The sequence below is a fragment of the Paenibacillus sp. FSL H7-0326 genome (assembly GCF_001955535.1).
Taxonomy (GTDB): Bacteria; Bacillota; Bacilli; order Paenibacillales; family Paenibacillaceae; genus Paenibacillus; species Paenibacillus shunpengii.
In genome coordinates this window covers 1644194-1661645 of the sequence record NZ_MPVN01000001.1, presented here as the reverse complement: position 1 = coordinate 1661645, position 17452 = coordinate 1644194, and the positions used below count along the sequence as shown (strand labels likewise).

17 protein-coding genes and 1 riboswitch are annotated in these 17452 nt (G+C 47.9%); of the genes, 6 read left to right on the top strand and 11 right to left on the bottom strand.

What is annotated here, in order from left to right; translation table 11 throughout:
• Window positions 1-179: 179 nt before the first annotated feature.
• Complete coding sequence (locus BK126_RS08140) at window positions 180-1976, bottom strand: ABC transporter ATP-binding protein (RefSeq protein WP_076312069.1); 1797 nt, start codon at window positions 1974-1976, stop codon at window positions 180-182.
• Complete coding sequence (locus tag BK126_RS08135) at window positions 1966-3711, bottom strand: ABC transporter ATP-binding protein (protein WP_076312068.1); 1746 nt, start codon at window positions 3709-3711, stop codon at window positions 1966-1968. Before BK126_RS08135 ends, BK126_RS08140 begins: the two co-directional genes overlap by 11 nt.
• 376 nt (window positions 3712-4087) lie before the next feature.
• Here BK126_RS08135 and BK126_RS08130 point away from each other — a divergent pair, with 376 nt between their 5' ends.
• Complete coding sequence (locus BK126_RS08130; RefSeq protein WP_076312067.1) at window positions 4088-4990, top strand: S-layer homology domain-containing protein; 903 nt, start codon at window positions 4088-4090, stop codon at window positions 4988-4990.
• 112 nt (window positions 4991-5102) lie between these two features.
• Window positions 5103-5624 (top strand): Crp/Fnr family transcriptional regulator, encoded by a 522-nt coding sequence (locus tag BK126_RS08125; RefSeq protein ID WP_076312066.1) that lies wholly within the window; start codon window positions 5103-5105, stop codon window positions 5622-5624.
• On the opposite strand, the gene hmpA is transcribed toward BK126_RS08125, so the two are convergent.
• Complete coding sequence (gene hmpA, locus BK126_RS08120) at window positions 5619-6824, bottom strand: NO-inducible flavohemoprotein (RefSeq protein WP_076312065.1); 1206 nt, start codon at window positions 6822-6824, stop codon at window positions 5619-5621. The two genes, BK126_RS08125 and hmpA, sit on opposite strands and share 6 nt — an antisense overlap.
• A gap of 187 nt (window positions 6825-7011) precedes the next feature.
• Here hmpA and BK126_RS08115 point away from each other — a divergent pair, with 187 nt between their 5' ends.
• Window positions 7012-7971, top strand: a complete 960-nt coding sequence (locus tag BK126_RS08115) for an EcsC family protein (RefSeq protein ID WP_090726388.1) — start codon at window positions 7012-7014, stop codon at window positions 7969-7971.
• A 112-nt stretch (window positions 7972-8083) separates the two neighbouring features.
• Here the strand turns inward: BK126_RS08115 and BK126_RS08110 are convergent, their stop codons facing one another.
• Entirely contained in the window at window positions 8084-8677 is a 594-nt protein-coding gene (locus tag BK126_RS08110) for an NAD(P)H-dependent oxidoreductase (protein ID WP_076312063.1), read from the bottom strand.
• Window positions 8678-8753: 76 nt separating this feature from the next.
• Between BK126_RS08110 and BK126_RS08105 the strand changes: the two genes are divergently transcribed.
• Entirely contained in the window at window positions 8754-9821 is a 1068-nt protein-coding gene (locus BK126_RS08105; protein WP_083655771.1) for an AraC family transcriptional regulator, read from the top strand.
• A gap of 361 nt (window positions 9822-10182) precedes the next feature.
• Here the strand turns inward: BK126_RS08105 and BK126_RS08100 are convergent, their stop codons facing one another.
• From BK126_RS08100 to BK126_RS08070, 7 genes are all read right to left on the bottom strand, one after another.
• Entirely contained in the window at window positions 10183-11451 is a 1269-nt protein-coding gene (locus tag BK126_RS08100) for an MFS transporter (protein WP_047912232.1), read from the bottom strand.
• Between the two features lie 219 nt (window positions 11452-11670).
• Entirely contained in the window at window positions 11671-12168 is a 498-nt protein-coding gene (gene queF / locus BK126_RS08095) for a preQ(1) synthase (RefSeq protein WP_047912231.1), read from the bottom strand.
• 287 nt (window positions 12169-12455) lie between these two features.
• Window positions 12456-13235 carry a 7-carboxy-7-deazaguanine synthase QueE gene (gene queE / locus BK126_RS08090; protein WP_076312062.1) on the bottom strand — a complete coding sequence of 260 codons (780 nt, stop codon included), beginning with the start codon at window positions 13233-13235 and terminating at the stop codon, window positions 12456-12458.
• The gene (gene queD, locus BK126_RS08085) at window positions 13228-13722 is read right to left on the bottom strand and encodes a 6-carboxytetrahydropterin synthase QueD (protein WP_047912229.1); all 495 of its coding nucleotides are present in this window, start codon (window positions 13720-13722) and stop codon (window positions 13228-13230) included. The genes queE and queD overlap by 8 nt, the downstream gene beginning before the upstream one ends.
• A complete protein-coding gene (queC, locus tag BK126_RS08080; protein ID WP_076312061.1) occupies window positions 13722-14384 on the bottom strand; it encodes a 7-cyano-7-deazaguanine synthase QueC in 663 nt (220 codons plus the stop codon). Before queC ends, queD begins: the two co-directional genes overlap by 1 nt.
• Before the next feature lie 250 nt (window positions 14385-14634).
• Window positions 14635-14678: riboswitch (PreQ1 riboswitch) on the bottom strand.
• Window positions 14679-14796: 118 nt separating this feature from the next.
• The gene (locus tag BK126_RS08075; RefSeq protein ID WP_047912227.1) at window positions 14797-15501 is read right to left on the bottom strand and encodes an AIM24 family protein; all 705 of its coding nucleotides are present in this window, start codon (window positions 15499-15501) and stop codon (window positions 14797-14799) included.
• Between the two features lie 63 nt (window positions 15502-15564).
• A complete protein-coding gene (locus BK126_RS08070; RefSeq protein ID WP_076312060.1) occupies window positions 15565-16005 on the bottom strand; it encodes an MreC domain-containing protein in 441 nt (146 codons plus the stop codon).
• Between the two features lie 297 nt (window positions 16006-16302).
• Here BK126_RS08070 and BK126_RS29345 point away from each other — a divergent pair, with 297 nt between their 5' ends.
• Together BK126_RS29345 and BK126_RS08065 are read left to right on the top strand one after the other, a co-directional pair.
• A complete protein-coding gene (locus BK126_RS29345) occupies window positions 16303-16458 on the top strand; it encodes a hypothetical protein (RefSeq protein WP_177178792.1) in 156 nt (51 codons plus the stop codon).
• Window positions 16459-16656: 198 nt separating this feature from the next.
• Complete coding sequence (locus BK126_RS08065; protein ID WP_143757693.1) at window positions 16657-17421, top strand: hypothetical protein; 765 nt, start codon at window positions 16657-16659, stop codon at window positions 17419-17421.
• Window positions 17422-17452: the final 31 nt, after the last annotated feature.

Genomic DNA, 17452 nt, shown 5'->3' with positions numbered 1-17452 from the left:
GTATATATACCCATTAATTGTAAGGTCAGAAACGCTGCATTGGCAACGAAAGTCGGATAAAACAGGACTTTTGTAAGAGGCTCGTAATGGAGAACTGCATCCAAAGTCCAGCTTTTGCGTCATGAACCAATAGCCGACTCGGCAGAAAAATCGCGAGTCGGCTCTAGTGGACAGCAGGTCTATCCTGCATCATTATGCGTATGTTCCTTGGAAGCCGTACCGGATTCCAGGGCATGATCGTATAGTTCTCTATAATAGCCGCCAAGCCGCATAAGCTCCGGATGCGTACCAGACTCGACAATGGAACCATCCTTCATGACCAGAATACGGTCTGCATGCATCACGGTGGACAGCCGGTGCGCAATGACGATCGTCGTCCTTCCGGCGGAAACCGAATCAAGTGCAGACTGAACCAGCTGCTCGGTATGGGAATCAAGATTTGCTGTTGCTTCATCCAATATGAGAATGCGGGGCTTGAAGACAACAATCCTGGCAAAGGATATGAGCTGCCGTTCTCCCGCAGATAGTCCGCTTCCTCGCTCTGACAGATGCGTATCATAGCCCTCCGGCAATCTGGAGATCATCAGATCTGCACCCACATAGCTGCACGCCTCGATGACTTCTTCACGGCTGATCTCCTCACGGAACATCCGTACATTATCAATGATTGAGCCTGAGAAGAGGAAGGGCTCCTGTTGAATGAGACCGACCATCCGGTGAAGGCTCTGCTGTGGCAGCCGCCGAATATCGATATCATCGATTAGAATGCTGCCCTCTGTTACATCATAGAAACGGTTCAGCAGAGAGATCACCGTACTCTTGCCCGCACCAGTCGTGCCTACGACACCAATCATTTCTCCAGGCCGTATCGTAAGATTCAGTTGATGAATGATAGGCTGGTCCGCTGAATAACCAAAGGACACATCGTCGAATGTGATCTTGCCCTTCACTTGATCCGCGTTCAATTTTACGGTATCCACATCCTTCGGATCTGGAATTTCGGGCTCAGTACTGAGAATGCTCCATATTCTTTCCATGGAAACGGTGGTGGACTGGAATGTATTCCATTGCATCGTAATTTGGTTAATCGGCTGAAAAAACTGACGGATATAGCTGATAAAGGCGTACAGCACACCGACTTCAAGAGATTTGCCGAGCACAGCCTGCCCCCCTAGCCAGACCATCAATACAAGAGCGATGTTGCCCAGTATATCAAAGGTCCGGTTAAATATAACGTTGGAGCGGACCTGACGAATATTGGCCGAATAGTAGCTTTCATTCTGCTTGTTGAATTGCTTCAGCTGCTCCTTCTCCTGATGAAAAGCCTGAATCAAGAACATTCCTGACAGGTTCTCTGCAATAAAGGCGACAAGTCTGGACAGCCGGGTTCTTGCTTGTTGATAGGTCTCCTTTAAATAATTACGGAACAGGACGGCGACGATCGCAATGACCGGAAGTACAGCCAAGGAGTAAGCTGCAAGGGTAACATCCAGCTGGAACATAAAAAAGAGAATCATAATGAGCATCATGCCGTCACGAATCAGACTGAGCAGCACCTGAGTAAAGAACTGGCTGATCGTTTCGGTATCACTGGATACGTTCGTGACCAGGCTGCCGCTGTGTCTGCGGTCAAAGAAGGACATGGACATTCGTGTGATGTGCTTGAATAGATCCCTGCGCAGCGATGCGACAATGCTCTGCCCGGTGAATTGGAGCAGATTGTTCTGGATATACGTAAATATGAAGCTAATTATGGATAGAACCAAGTAAAGAACAGCAATGTAGATGAGAAAACGAAGCTCTGTATTTCCGATAGCAAGATGATCATCGATTGCGATCTTGATCAGATATGGCTGTGACAGCTCAGCGGCTATACCGAGCAGCGAACAGAAGAAGATGAGTACAAACTTCATCCGGTGCGGCCGGCCATAGCTTAATATTTCACGAAATGCACTCCGATTCGGTTTAGATGCCATGATTTAACCCCTCCTCCTGAATGCGGGCAAGGGATGCATATTGTCCGCCCAGTGACATGAGCTGCCGATGGCTGCCTTGCTCCACGATCCGTCCTTCCTCCAGAACGACGATGAGATCGGCATGCTTGACCGCGCTGATGCGGTGAGAAATGATGAGTGTGGATTTGTTTTTTCGTTCCTTCTTCAAGCTGTTCAATATTCCGGTTTCGGTTACGGCATCGACAGCACTCATACTATCATCAAGAATCAGCAAGGGTGCCTTCTTCATCAGTCCTCTTGCGAGACTGGTCCGCTGACGTTGTCCTCCAGATAAGGTGACTCCGCGTTCCCCGAGAGGGGTATCGAATCGCTTCGGAAACTGGATGATATTATCAAAGATCATCGCCTGCTTCGCCGGAGCTTCTACTTCAGTCTGGGATGCACTGCGGTCGCTGAAGGCAATATTATCCCGAATCGTCGTACTGAACAGGAACCCGTCCTGCGGAACATAGGACAATTTGGAACGGAGACTCTCAAGCGTTAATTGCCTGATATCAAGACCGCTGATAAAAACGGTGTTAGCAGGCGGCTCGTAGACTCGCAGCAGCAGCTTGACGAGTGTACTCTTGCCGCTGCCTGTGCGGCCCACAATGCCGATGGTTTTGCCAGCGGGAAGGGTAAGATTGATGTTATGCAGGGCATGTTCCTTGCTTCCAGGATATTTGAAGGATAGATTACGAATCGTAATATCCTCCACCTTGCTTAGAGGAACAGCATCCGGCACTTCTTGGACATCCGGAATTTCAGCCAGCAGGTTATTTACCCGGTCGAGCGATGCGCTGGACCGCTGCATCATATTGATCACATTCCCAATCTGCTGAAGGGGACCCATAATCATGCGCAGATACAGAGTTAGCGCGACGAAGCTTCCCAGGCTGATCGTATTCTGTATCGTCATATAACCGCCGATGACAATGGAGATGACTAGAGACACGGCCCCGAGCAGGGGCAGAAGGGCTTGAAACAAAGAGGACAGCCTTACGAGCCGCAGCTGCTTATCCCGGATGGCATCAACAGAGGCACCGAATCGGTTCTGCTGGGTCTCCTCTATGGCAAAGGTCTTGGTTACTCGAATCCCGCCTAGCTGCTCTTCAGCAGACTCGGTCATGGATGCAAGTGCTTCCTGCACATGCTTGGATCTCTCGCGGATCCGTGGTCCGAAATAGACAACGAGCACCGGAATGGCAAGCAGTGGACCGACGCTGATTGCAATCAGAGTTAGGGGGATTCCGTCAATCATCATCATGACAATGCAGGACAGGAGCAGGAAGACAGCGTTCGTTGTCTGGTTAATTCCATTTGAAATCGCTTCACGTACCGAGGTTACATCGTTCATCACATAGCTGAGCAGTTTTCCCGTACCTTGCTTGGCAAAATATTTCTCACTCAGCTCAGAAAATTTACCGAACAGCTTCTCACGAGTGACGTACTCAAATCTGCGTCCGAGCCGCATTATCATAAATTGACCCAGGCCAAACAGCGCATTATAAGAGATGGCAATGAGGAGCAGCTGCAGGCTGTAATAAATAATTTTTTCCATGGTGAGTGTTTGAAGCTGGAGTTCATCTGTAAAATTACCAACCACACGGGGGAGTAAAGCCTGATCAATATTAGAGATGATAATCAGCAGGATGGCAGCGAGGTAGGAAGGCCAGTGAGAACCGACATAATGGCGAAGCATACTTCGATCTTGCATAAGGCAAGTCATCTCCTTATTTTTTTAGTTAGACACGGCAAGAAAAGGGCAGATGCCTTTTTTATCAAAAAAAAGCATGCATGCCCCTTCACATACATAAACGTTTTGTTCGCATTCCTAACCGAAAGCTAGAAGATTCATCGGTAAACAACATACATTTAATTCTTATGCATAATACCTTCGTTGTCAAACCATCAAATATGTAAATATCAGTGGAAATAATTTAAGAGACGGATGGAGAGACTTCAATCTAAGGTTAATTAAGGATATGGAGCGGAGAACCTGGGGCAAGTGAAACATTTTGGAGCCGGAGCTCGTTTAGAGTGTAAATCGAGATGGAAAATATAGATTGACTAAAGATGGAGGCTGGTTACTAATGAAGCGTAGAACGATTAAAGCATCTGTAGCTGCAATGAGTATTGCGATGGCACTGGGCGGAGCGTCCGCTTATGCCTTTGATGATGTCAGCTCGAAGGAGCAGCTAAGTCTGTTGGATTCACTGAGAAGCAAAGGGATTGTGAGCGGAGTGACGAGCCAGCTGTTTCATCCAGAGCAGCGGTTGACTGAGGCGCAGGGTATTCAAATGATCGTAAATGCTTATGACCTGAAAGATGAAGCAAATGCTGAAGCCGTACGCTGGTATGATGGAGCAGTGAATGCTGCCAAAGCACACGGTCTGTCCGTTCCTGAACAATTCGATGCGAGTAACAGCTTGACGCGAGAAGTGTTTGCCCAGCTGCTGTATGAAGGGCTCAATACGACAGGAACCTATCCTTCGATTCTTCGTTACAACTTCATTGCCGATGGTGACAAGATCAACAAGGAATATGAGAGCTCAATTCAAACCTTGCTGAACATGAATATCGTCAGTTTGAACGATAAGGATGAATTCAGACCGGATGAAGAGCTGACCCGAATGGAGGCAGCGGAAATGGTATTTAACGCACTCGAGGTTGTAGATCGTTATGGAAACGGCGGGGGTTCTGAGGAAAAACCAGGTACGGATATTCCGGGGAGCGGCCAGCAGGCTTATGTACCTGAAGTGACTTCCCAAACCGTAGATGAGAAGACGATTAAGGTCAAGCTCAGCTTGGAGCTGCCTAATCCGGGCTATGGACTTGAGATCAAGAAGGTAGAGCTTGGGAAGGATGGCAAAGCGATAATTAAATATCAGATTATCCAGCCAGACCCGGACAAGATGTATCCACAGGTCATTACGGAGCGTACAGCGGAAACCAATATTCCATCCGGATATACGCCGCTCGTAGAGCCTTTTTAATAAAAATGTTCCTGAATATAAAGGAAGCCTCGGAATGTATTCCGGGCTTCTTTTTTGTTAAGATGAATCAGTATCATCACTCAAATGTATTATAGAAAGCTGGAGGAAAAACATGATTTTACATAAAGGCGAGATTCTTTTTCGTCAGGGAGATACTGGGCCGCTGTATCATCTTCATAAAGGCTTGCTAAAAATCGTCCGAATTCAGGAGGATGGCAATGCTTATCTCGTTAATCTCATCGTACCCGGAGAAACCATTCCTCATCATAGCCTGATCAGTCCGGGTCCTTGTTTCGGAACGGCTATAGCTCTAACTAAATGTGAGATTGAAGTGATCCCTTCCACAGCATGGTATCATGCTTTATCGGAGCAGCCCGCGAAGTATCGGGATATCGCACTTCTGCTGCAAAATAAGGTTAGAATGATGCAGGAGAGAATGGATCAAATGACAGAGACCCATCCCGCAGAACGACTTCGCCGGCTTCAGGGATGGCTGGAAGGTTACCTCGCTCCAGAGAAAATGACCGATGTGCTCACCCAATCCGAGATCGGACAGCTGATTGGTCTCCGAAGAGAGACAGTTAACCGTTTGCTGAGAGCAGGTACATCGGAAGTGCAGGAGCCGGATTTATAGCTGCTCTTTGGGTCCGAAAAATTCATAATGCAAATCCTGCTCCCGTACACCCCAGTCCAGCAGTATGCCCCGAAGACTCTTCATGAACAAGGTCGGTCCGCAGAAGTAAAAATGAGCATCTGTCGTCTGAACGACCTCTGCAAGCCAGGCTGAATCGATTCTCCCTGCTCTGTCGTAGCCCTCATCTTCGGATTGAGGATCGCTGTAACAGAAGTAAGCAGACAGACGGTCATGCTCCTGTTCCAGTTGCCGGATCTGTGGTCCCATGGCTTGGACCTTCATGTGCTGAGCTGCATGAATGAACGTAATGTCACGTTCTGCGCCGCTGGCCAGTTCAGACTGAAGCATGCTGATGAGGGGAGTGATGCCGATGCCTCCTCCGATGAGCACAAGCGGACGATCATCCTGCATCTCAAGCTTGAAGTCTCCTGCAGGTGCTGACAGCCATAGGGTGTCGCCTGCGTGAATCTGATCATGGAGATAGCTGGATACTCTGCCCGCAGGTGAATCCCCTCTGGCTGTCTCTTTCTTGACACTGATTCGGTAATGCGGCAGACCGGGAGCGCCCGACAAGCTGTACTGACGAATATGGGTATATGAATCACCTGGAATTTCAACTTTCACACTAATGTATTGCCCAGGATCGAACGGAGCGAGCGGCGATTGATCTGCAGGCTGTAAGTAGAAGGAACGGATAATGTCACTTTCGTCCACGGTTTTTACGACCTCAAATGCACGGAAGCCTTCCCAGCCTCCAGGCTGATCGGAAGCCTCCTCATACATTTTGGCCTCCATTTGGATAAATACGTCGGCAATGACCTGGTAAGCATTCCCCCACGCCTCAATAATCTCATCTGTAGCGGCTTCACCCAGTACATCCTTGATCGCCATCAGCAAATACTTGCCAACGATGGGATAGTGCTCCGGCTTTACCCCGAGGCTGCGGTGCTTATGGGCGACTTGGGTAACAGCTGGCAGTACAGTTTCAAGTCGATCAATATATTTGGCAGCAGCATATACCATCGCGGCTAGTGCTGCTTGCTGCTTGCCTTGGCTCTGATTGGTATGATTGAAAATATGGAGCAGCTCAGGATGATGTTCAAACATCAGCTTATAGAACCGCCGTGTAATCTCATTGCCGTGCACTTCGAGCACAGGAACCGTGGATTGAATGATTTTGATATCTTGAGTACTTAACATAAATAAAGCCCCCTCTGTTGAATTAGTTCAAGTATAGAAGAGACATAAGGGACGAATTGTGATTTGGATCACACCTAATGTGAACAGGAAATGAAGAATAGAAATGCATCTTTTCTCCATTCTAAATCGTATACATGTTGTGAAATTTAAGAGAAATGAATAGAAGGAGAACGTTATTATAATGAAGATGGAACATGCCGATGAATTGAAGAGCCAGCTGGCTGACATAGAGAAATGGGAGAACGAGCAGAAGGATATCTTTTTTTGGGAAAAGCTTGGCCGGCTGCCCTTTGTGATGCTGGATAAGCTGACGCCGAAGATTGTTCGCGACAAGCTGGGAGATGTCCTGAATGAAATGGGTGCTTTTATTCAGAATGGCGGTAAATTTCTGGTTAACCCAAAAACGGTGCTTCGCCGGATTAATAACATACTGCAAGGTGAAGCTCAGGAAGGTTCCACTAAGGAAGGTTCCACTAAGGAAGAAGACAAGAAAGGCAGTATGAAGACGCTGTTCAAACAGCTGAGCACAGCCGCTTCAAGCGTCACTGCGAGTGTAACAGGCAAAGGCCAGAAGCAGAAGGATGCTGACCATGAAGAGGCCTCTGCCATTTCACTTGAACAGGTATCACACCTGCCTGTCTTGGTAATGGACCAGGTAGCAGATGACATTATCTCGGAGCGCGTGAAATTTGCAGCGGCAAGCGGTGCAGCTACCGGGGTCGGCGGATTTATTACGATGGCTGCAGACATGACGCTGGTTCTCGGCAATTCACTCAAGACGCTCCAAGAGATCGCCATCTGTTACGGCTATGATCCGAATGATCCCATGGAGCGAGTATTTGTACTCAAATGTCTTCAGTTCTCTTCCGCCGACATCGTCGGAAAGAAAGCGATCCTAACCGAACTCGCTACCTTCGATGAAGAGCATACGAATGCTGAGGTCATATCCCAGATCCAGGGCTGGCGCGAGGTGGTCAATACGTATCGGGACAGTCTTGGCTGGAAGCAGCTGTTTCAGATGATTCCCATCGCAGGGATTATATTCGGGTCCATCAGCAACAAAGGAACGCTGTCCGATGTGTCTGAAGCAGGGAAAATGCTGTATAAGAAACGCCGCTTGCTCAAACGATTGGCAGAGCTTGCGTAGAGACTTACGCTCAGTCATACAGCAACCCCGCATGGGCATGTGGATAACGGCATGGGAACCACAGCAGGATACGAATCAATCCTATCGCTTGATGCATAACTTTTCTGTAACGTCAGGCCAGCTTGGCTCCAAGCTTGTGGATTTTACTCAGCCACTGCTGTTTCTTAACGTCTGTCGATGTTTTAACCGGACCGATTTCGGTAATTTTTCGTGTCTTGATTCCGCAGTAACCGAATATACCTTGTGTGACCACTCGGTGTCCTGCCCTTCCATATATGAGCCGATAATACAAGGATGGAGTGTCCATCGTGACAATAAGGTGGGCTGTCTTGCCGGTAAGAAGCTTATCCCAGAGCAGACTGCTCGGACGCTGCAGATAAGCATAGTGGGGAAGAAGAATCCGATCAAAGAAGCCTTTGAGAAGCGCTGGCATGCTTCCCCACCAGAGGGGATAGATCAGGACAATGTGATCCGATTGCTTGATCATCTCCTGAGCATACAGCAGGTCCGGCTCCAGCTCAGTCCGTTGTCTGTATCCGTATTTGAGGTTGGGGTTGAAGCTCAGCTCGCCGAGCTCAAGCAAGTGAACGGTTGCTCCTTGCTCTCTAGCTCCCTTCATATAAGCTTGAGCGAGTGCGGTGCAGTAGCTGTCACGATCAGGATGTCCTAGTATAATCGTAATTACGGGTAGTTGAGATTTACTCATATCATTTAATCCTCCTAATGGATGCGTGTGAAATGTTCTTCGTTACTCATCATATAGGAAGTTTGAATTTATACTTATGATCTATCACGCAGAATTCATGTTCTGTTCTGCTTTTTTAAGGGAGGTGGGGGAGATCGTCGATTACGGCATATCCATTACGATGCTATATACCATGATCAGGAGCGTTTCTTTATCCGGTTATGATGTGGACACCTTTTGCCGGGACAATGGTCTGGACCCCAGATTGCTGCAGGATCCGGAAGCCCGCATTGGGGCAGAGCAGCATGTGAAGCTGGCTTGTGCGGCGGCAGAGCTTCTGGAGGATGAGCATTTTGGACTTCACCAGGGTTCTCAGATGGAGATGGCGGATCTTGGAGTGCTGGGGTATACGATGGTGCATTCGGGGACCATTGGGGAATGTATTCACGCCTATCAAAGATATTATGCAACGGTCTGCAGCGGCTATGATATACGGCTCTCTAGGCAGGGTTCAGAGGCGGTACTCACTTTATCGCTGGAAGAGCTGTCTTATCCGCCATCAAGACATTGTGTAGACGATATGGTGAGCTCGCTTGTTCATATCATGATTCGGCTTAGCGGCAGAGCTATCGAGTTCAGCAGGATAACGCTCATGCATCCGGAACCGGACAGCGGAGATGAGTACAGGAAAGTGCTGGGTGTGCAGCCCGAGTTTAATAAGGAGCATACAAGTCTGTATTTTCCTCAGAAAGTACTGGAGTATCCGGTGCTTTATGCCGATGTCCGGCTTGCCGGATGGTTTGAAGAACGGACTTCAGATGTACTCCTTAAGCTGAAGGCCGGCCGTCATTTTACGGATGAGCTCACAAGGTGGATCATGGAGCAGCTCAGGGTCAGCCTGCCAAGTATATCGGATGCTGCAGCGTATTTTCATATGAGCACGAGAACGCTCCAGGCTAAGCTTCAGCAGGAGAATACGACATACACAAGGCTGCTCAATGATATTCGCAAGGAGCTTGCGCTTAGATATCTTAAGGAGCCGGAGCAGTCCATTGCGGACATTGCTTATTTGCTTCATTTTTCGGAGGACAGTGCGTTTCAGCATGCTTTTAAAAAATGGACAGGGCTCGCTCCAGGACAATATCGTACAATTGGCGCGAAGTAATTTTTTTCGTGCAACCTTTGCGATCAATTAGCGTTATAAGGCTTAACGTAATATCGCTTTTTAAGTGAAGGGAGTGCAGAAGTGAAGAATACTAGGCGAAGGACGGGGAAACGTCTCTTTTATACGTTGATTGGACTGGTGATTGTGTTTTTTATGATGACGGCAGGTATCCCTGCTCCATTCATTATCATAGGTATTATATATATCGTCGTGCAATTGCTTATATCACTACTAGTAAAGAAGCGGCCTAAGCAATAAACAAGCCTCTTCTATTGCAGCAGGGTTGCTGCAGACAGAAATAAAGCGCCCGGGATGATTCCCGAGCGCTTTTCTACGTTACCTATACAATTCTAGTATTTCCTTAGGAAGCGGTATGATCCGTCCAGGAGGCGAGACGTTTATCGGTTGGCAATAGGAAGGTGAGTACACCCAGCAGCGGCATGAAGCTGCAGACGAACATCACTGTATTAATTCCTGCTGCGTCGATCCAGTTGCCAAGCACCAATGAGCCAAGGCCCCCGAGTCCAAAGGCAAGACCTGTGATCATGCCGGATACGGTACCGATCTTGCCGGGCACGAGCATTTGGGCATAGACGACGGTTACGGAGAAGCTGGACAGCATGATGAATCCGATGATGGTCAGCAGTACTCCTGTCCAGAACAGATTCGCATAAGGCAGAATCAGTGCAAGCGGAGAGGCCAGTGCCATTGACGCCAAAATGACATTGCGCTTACCAAAACGGTCAGCCAGCGGTCCGCCCAGGAAGGTACCCACTGCACCTGCTCCCAGGAACAAGAAAATAAAAATCTGTGCATCTTCCGTCGAAAGCGCAAAGGCATCCTTCAGGAAGAAGGCATAGTAGCTGCCGATCGATGAAATATACCAGGACCGTACAAATACGAGCAGAACGAGTACGACAAAGGCATACATAATTTTGTTTTTCACTGCTGGATTCATGACACCTGCGTTTGCTTTTTTCTTGGCGTACCCTGCGCTTCGAAGGGTTCTTCCGTACCATCTCGCGATGTAGATTTGAACAGCAATTCCGACCATTGCCAGGGCTGCGAAGCCGAGTGAGCCCATAAGTCCAAAAGGAATGAACACCCAGCGGGTTAGAAGCGGTGCCAGCGACTGGCCCGCGTTACCTCCAACCTGAAAGATAGATTGAGCCAAACCGCGGCGATTGCCTGCCGCCATATGGGACACTTTGGAGCCTTCGGGATGGAAGGCGGCCGAGCCTAATCCGACCATAATTACCGCAAGCAGAATCGCCATATAACTATTGGCAAAGGCGAGGAAGATCATCCCTGAGCAGGTAAACGCCATACCGATCGGAAGCAGCGCGGGCGTTGGCCGTTTATCGGAGAAATAACCTACGACCGGCTGCATGATCGAAGCGGTGATATTCAGGGCGAATGCGATCCACCCCATCTGACTGTAGCTGATCCCCATGTTATCCTGCAGCACCGGAAAGATCGCGGGAATGACGGATTGCACCGAATCATTGAGCAGATGCACAAGACCAATGGCAATCAGAATGGGGAAGATTGTAGTCTGCGGATCACTGCCCGGACGCGGCAGCAGCCGGGCGCCAGAACCGCCGGCTTTTGTTAACGAATTGAGTGACATGTGATGGTCTCCTTTGAAGTACAGGGAAGAAAAGATAAGGTGTAATCGATGCCAATCATCCCCTGCATAGTTAAGTGAACAACCGTAAGCAACGAAGATTCTCTCATCATATGGCAAAAATTACTTAACCTGCAATGGCGGAATAACGGTAAATAGCAAAAGGAGCCCCTTCACTGCAAAGTGAAACGGCTCCATACACCTGTTAGCTTGGAATCTCGATTAACGGTTATCGATTTTCTCCGGGTACATATCATGCTGGAACAAGCGCTGTGTAGCAAGCTCTTCATATTTGGATCCTGGACGGCCATAGTTGCAGTAAGGATCAATGGAAATTCCGCCTCTTGGCGTAAATTTACCCCATACTTCAATGTAACGCGGGTCCATCAGCTTGATGAGATCATTCATGATAATGTTGACTACGTCCTCGTGGAAATCTCCATGATTGCGGAAGCTGAACAGATACAGCTTCAGCGATTTGCTCTCGACCATTTTGATGTCTGGAATGTAGCTGATATAGATGGTCGCGAAGTCAGGCTGTCCGGTAATCGGGCACAAGCTTGTGAACTCCGGGCTGTTGAATTTCACGAAGTAATCTCTGTAAGGATGCTTGTTATCGAAGGTCTCCAGGATGTCAGGGTCATATTCAAAATTGTATTTCGTTCCTTGATTGCCAAGCAGGGTAATATCCTGCAGTTCATCGGATTGGCGTCCGGCCATTGTCATCATTCTCCTTGGATGCGGAACAATTTGTGTAAAAGCGTTCGGTTTTTGGCTGAATCACTCCGGTTGACTTCGTCAAAAGTCGTTCTTCATCCAAAAACCTCACTGCATATACTGAAAATTGCTTCCGCATTATTATTGTGTGCTGGTGGGCACTGCTCGCTGATATTCGGCTCGCAGGCCCGATGTAAAAGCGTTCGGTCAATGGTGAATCACTCCGGTTGACTACGTCAAAAGTCGTTCTTCATCCAAAAACCTCACTGCATATACTGAACATTGCTCCGCTACACTCCGCGCTTATTGCCCCACACTAGCGTGTGCAGCTGTGGAAGCACCCTCACCTCATTCATATCAGGCAGCTCCATCGTTCGGTCGATCAGCCATTCATATCGATGCAGCAGGGAAGAGGCGTGGTTCTCCACATCACCAGTGGTAACATCTGGGTTGCCTGTTTGCAAGTACATGGATACTTCCGGGTAGCGCTTATGCACCTTACGTGCATACTCCAGATCCTTCTCATCAAAAATGACGACTTTCAGGCTGTAAGCTGTGTCACTCGCCCGGTTAGCCAGACGCTGAACGATCTCATCAAGCTTCTGCCAGTCCGTTGTCATTCCTGAGCTTGGCGGCTTCGGAGATAGTGTGACTTCACTGATATCCATCAGCCAGTCCTGCCATTTGGAGCCTTGAGTCTCGACGGCCGTACGAATGCCTCTAGCCTGCAGCAGCTTCACGAGCTCTCCCATCTGAGGCAGTAAGGCCGGATTCCCTCCGGAGATCGTAACGTGGGAGAAACGGTCACCGCCAATTGAGGTAAGCTCACTCCAGATGTCCTCGCTGCTCAGCAGACGAATCTGATCCTTGGCACTGCCATCCCAGGTAAACGCCGAGTCACACCATGAGCAGCGGTAATCACAGCCAGCCGTTCTGACGAACATCGTTTTCTGCCCAATGACCATCCCTTCTCCTTGAACGGTAGGGCCAAAGATTTCGAGCACAGGGATGGGACGATGAGCGGGAGATTTTCGCTCGGACGGAGCAGTCGATAGATCTGTGCTATTCATCAAGCATCCACTCCCGTCTGACTTCCGCATAGCTGGTTGGAGTCTCAAACAGTCTCACAAATTCGGTCCGTCCACCTTCGATTTGTGTCTTATAAGGCTCACTCTGCAGCGCAGCCTCCATTTGTTCATAGATCCAGACCACCATATTTTCCGCCGTTGTATTCATCGCTGGCAGTGTTTCATTCAAATATTGATGATCGAGATAGCCTTCAATTTGTGTCTTCCAAATTTCTTTGACATCTCCAAAGTCCACGGTGATCCCCGTCTCACCAGGAATACCACTGATACCGAAGACGACTTTGTAGGTATGGCCGTGCAGATTCTTGCATTTACCCTCATAGCAGTGCAGATGATGCGCCGCGTCAAAGGTAAACTCCTTGCTGACAAGGACCCGCTTCCGGTGATAGCGGAGCTGCTCCTGCTGAATGTCCTCACCTATACGCTGCAGCCGTTCTACAATCCGAAATGTGCCGGGTTCTGGTCTCATCACTTTGCACCGCCTCGTTCAGTCAAATATTCATCAAGCCCTGCTTTGCGCAGCTTGCAGGCAGGACACTCTCCACAGCCGTCACCTTTAATGCCGTTGTAGCAGGTCAATGTACGCTCGCGTACATAATCAAATGCACCCAGCTCATCCGAGAGCGCCCATGTTTCGGCTTTGTTCAGCCACATGAGCGGCGTATGAATGACAAACTCATAGTCCATCGCCAGATTGAGCGTGACGTTCAGCGATTTGACGAACACATCACGGCAATCCGGATATCCGCTGAAATCTGTTTCGCACACGCCTGTAATGATATGCCGTGCGCCTTTTTGCTTGGCCATTACTGCTGCGAAGCTTAGAAAGAGATGATTTCGGCCGTCTACAAAAGTACTCGGCAGCTGTCCCTCTTCCTGTGTGATCTCAATGTCGCTGCGTGTAAGTGCGTTCGGCGAGAGCTGGTTCAACAGGCTCATATCAAGAACGGTTTGCTCTACATCAAGATCGCGGGCGATATCGGCAGCTACTTCAATCTCCAGCTTGTGCCGCTGTCCGTAGTCAAAGGTAACGACCTCCACTTCAGCAAAATGCTTCTTCGCCCAGAACAGGCAGGTCGTGCTATCTTGACCGCCGCTGAATACGACGATTGCTTTTTCATTTTTAAACATAAAAAAACCTCTCCATCTTCTAGAATTTGCGTGCCGTAAATACAGTACGCTTCAAAGGAAGAAAAGAGAGGTTCCCTAACTCGTTCAACAAAAAACAGGCCTCTGCTCTACGGGCAGGGCTCATATATAGATTGACGTTTCAAGATGACAGGCATAAGAAAAAAACAATCCAGGTAACTCTAACCAAGCTGTATTACAGCCATAGTCAGGTTACAGGCCCAGACAGTAAATTTAAAGTTCATCTTTGACAATCTGTATAGTTTTTTATAGAGGGAGTTCGCGAACCTCTCCCATGGATCTCATCCATGGATTTCAATTTTCAGTTGTCATATAAGCTAATCATAACAAAAGTTCCAGTAAGTATTATATCAGAAAAACCGAACATTAGAAGCTATTTTTCATTATCCACATTTTACTTGATCCACACATTGCCAAAGGGCAGCATTTCACGCATCAAGCGCTTAAAGAAGCCTTCATCATTAATATCGTTCTCCAGCTTCTGATTCTCCCGGCCGGCCTGGAACAGAACGGTTCCGTGACCGGTCATCTTCCAGTGGTAGTTCATATGCTGACTGGCAAGGTGATTGCCGTACACAGTAAGCTCTAGCTTCGCATTCTCCGGATAGGCAATGATGCTGCCTGCATCCACATATAATGGAGCGGTTGGATGAAGCTCTTGTTCACAGACCTGTCCTTGGGTCAGGATCCCGATCGTACCTTTTCCGGAAAATTTCATCTTGATCGCATCCCGGGTAATGAGCATGTTCTTCAGCTTGAGAATTCGGGTCTGCATTTCAATTCCATCGCTATAAAATAGTAAATGACGAAAATCGTACAGCAGATCGCTGTGCTCATCCAGGTCGATTCTTTTCATCGTAATACCAGGCGGGAGGGCACATACAAACTGGCAAGGCCCGCTCATTTCAGAGCGGATCAGCTTTCTTTTGCGGTACATGCCCTGGATGTTTGTCAAACGATCGTTCCGACCGCTTGAGGGCCCCCGATAGGCAACGATTTGCTGAGGATGGAGGATATGAATCTTGTCCTGCTCCGTCAGTGAAAAGGTTGCTGCTTGTCCGGACATACCCGGCGCATCCATACTTTGTGAGATTTGCATTGATCGAGATAATCTCCTCTAATCGATTGATTGTCATTGTGTGCACTGTAATCCTGGCGGGATCTAGTGTCTTGAAGCTCTGCGCATTCGGAACCGAATTACTCGGATGAGCACAAAATACCCGATAATGAGCAGTACGCCAACAATCGCCGTATTGATAACTTTCTGCTGCGCAGCCTTACGGTCAGCCTCGGCCTGCTGCATCTGTGAAACAAGCTGATTCAGATTGGCATTCTGCTTCATGAGCTCCTCATTCTGCTGAATCAGGTCTTCGTTTCTCTCCTGGAAGGCCTCCATGTTTTGCTTGGCGCTGTTCAGCTCATTCATCGTTTGCTCATAGCTTTGCTGCAATTGATTGACTTCCTCAGGGAGCTTAGAGTACTGCTCGTAACCGTTATATAGATTCTCCCAGAATCCCGCATGTGTTCGGGCGTCGGATATGAATAGAGTGATACTGTATAGGACCATAGTGAGAAGTGACAGCTTGATTCCTGAATTTTTCATTCCATCACCACCTTATCTTGAGAATACATACAAGTGGTTGTTACCCGTTGTGAGTTCAGCGAAATCTGTTATTTTTATACGAGATTATTTTATTAATTGTTTCATATTTCACCATTGTTTGCTAATGAAAAGTTTGTAATGTTCTTGTTTAATCTTGTGGATAAGAGGGTAAGTAGAAGAAGGAACGACACGAACTTAGAGCTCATCACCGTCCATTTCATAATTGCCTAGGATACGAAGCGAAACAACATATATAACAAATGAGAACGCAAGGATAATAGAAGGAGAACGATAACAATGATGAACAATCAAATGGAAAAAGAAGTACACAAGACGATTATGATTACAGTAAACGGAAAACCGGTAGGAAGCGGATATGTATTCGACGGCTATACATTGGCTCCAATAGATAACGAGCGATTGAATACCGAGGATAATGTAGTAACAGTTTAAACGCATATATGAAGTCACTCACGATAACCACTGATCCTTTGAGATCGGTGGTTTTTTGTCGTTTTAAGTCGAATGAGCAAAGCTGGAACGCGTAAAGTCACATTTTTTTGCAATATTTTGTACCGAACATATGTTCCGTGACAATCAGTTGTCGATTTGAACTGTTAGTATTAAGAAAAGCCTTACAGGGGAGGAGAAATGATGAGTTCGATATTGGACGTATTTTGTACCTGGAATCGTGAAGTAATTTCTGTCTCTGGAGAAAACTCACTATATCTGCTGATGGAGTGGCGCAGCGGTCCTCCTGCCAAGAGACAATCCAAGCTCATGCCCAAGCTCTTATATCGTGATGTAGAGCTGCTGCTTAAGCCCGAAGACGGAGTTGTTATTAAAGCAGTACACGGAGCCAGAGCCAAGGAAACGGATGCCGGCTGGGTCTTGCAAATGGGAAGCGCTTATAAAGGAAAAACCAAAACATTACTGCTTGAGCTGGCAGTATCTTCACAATCTGCCGGTAAGAAGTCAGTGTGCTCCGCCTACTGGAGTGCCTTCAAGACGAAACAGGAACAGCGCGTTCTCTTGCGAAGGGAGCAGATCTATTTACAAATATCGGCTCACTTGGGGCTTATGAACAAGCAGCCCGATCTGAGAGTTCAGAAACATGTAAAGCTGAGCGAGACGACGGGGATCATGAAGCAGGCACTTCGTGCTTTTGAAAGAGGAAGAACAGAGGAAGGCTGCGAAATCATTAAGCGGCATACGGATGAACTGCTGATTATGGCTGTAAGATCCGGAGATCTAGAATATTACCGCGAAGCTCAGATCCTGATCCAGTTAGGCGAATATTATCAAATGACATACGAGAAATTAAATGATGAGCTTAGCGACACCGTCAGAGAATCATCCGGTACCTATTATCTTGAAGAAGATGAGGAAGATTTTATGGAGAAGCAGGCCAAATAATGAGATTTGATGACGAACAGTCTAGAACGAT

Bases quoted from the DNA above. Each gene is read 5' to 3' on its own strand.
- BK126_RS08100 (WP_047912232.1), bottom strand. From the start codon at position 11,451: ATGTCACTCAATTCGTTAACAAAAGCCGGCGGTTCTGGCGCCCGGCTG.
- BK126_RS08135 (WP_076312068.1), bottom strand. From the start codon at position 3,711: ATGCAAGATCGAAGTATGCTTCGCCATTATGTCGGTTCTCACTGGCCT.
- queE (WP_076312062.1), bottom strand. From the start codon at position 13,235: ATGAATAGCACAGATCTATCGACTGCTCCGTCCGAGCGAAAATCTCCC.
- BK126_RS08110 (WP_076312063.1), bottom strand. From the start codon at position 8,677: ATGAGTAAATCTCAACTACCCGTAATTACGATTATACTAGGACATCCT.
- BK126_RS08070 (WP_076312060.1), bottom strand. From the start codon at position 16,005: ATGAAAAATTCAGGAATCAAGCTGTCACTTCTCACTATGGTCCTATAC.
- BK126_RS08140 (WP_076312069.1), bottom strand. From the start codon at position 1,976: ATGGCATCTAAACCGAATCGGAGTGCATTTCGTGAAATATTAAGCTAT.
- queD (WP_047912229.1), bottom strand. From the start codon at position 13,722: ATGAGACCAGAACCCGGCACATTTCGGATTGTAGAACGGCTGCAGCGT.
- BK126_RS29345 (WP_177178792.1), top strand. From the start codon at position 16,303: ATGATGAACAATCAAATGGAAAAAGAAGTACACAAGACGATTATGATT.
- BK126_RS08125 (WP_076312066.1), top strand. From the start codon at position 5,103: ATGATTTTACATAAAGGCGAGATTCTTTTTCGTCAGGGAGATACTGGG.
- BK126_RS08115 (WP_090726388.1), top strand. From the start codon at position 7,012: ATGGAACATGCCGATGAATTGAAGAGCCAGCTGGCTGACATAGAGAAA.
- queC (WP_076312061.1), bottom strand. From the start codon at position 14,384: ATGTTTAAAAATGAAAAAGCAATCGTCGTATTCAGCGGCGGTCAAGAT.
- BK126_RS08075 (WP_047912227.1), bottom strand. From the start codon at position 15,501: ATGCAAATCTCACAAAGTATGGATGCGCCGGGTATGTCCGGACAAGCA.
- queF (WP_047912231.1), bottom strand. From the start codon at position 12,168: ATGGCCGGACGCCAATCCGATGAACTGCAGGATATTACCCTGCTTGGC.
- BK126_RS08130 (WP_076312067.1), top strand. From the start codon at position 4,088: ATGAAGCGTAGAACGATTAAAGCATCTGTAGCTGCAATGAGTATTGCG.
- hmpA (WP_076312065.1), bottom strand. From the start codon at position 6,824: ATGTTAAGTACTCAAGATATCAAAATCATTCAATCCACGGTTCCTGTG.
- BK126_RS08065 (WP_143757693.1), top strand. From the start codon at position 16,657: ATGATGAGTTCGATATTGGACGTATTTTGTACCTGGAATCGTGAAGTA.
- BK126_RS08105 (WP_083655771.1), top strand. From the start codon at position 8,754: ATGATCTATCACGCAGAATTCATGTTCTGTTCTGCTTTTTTAAGGGAG.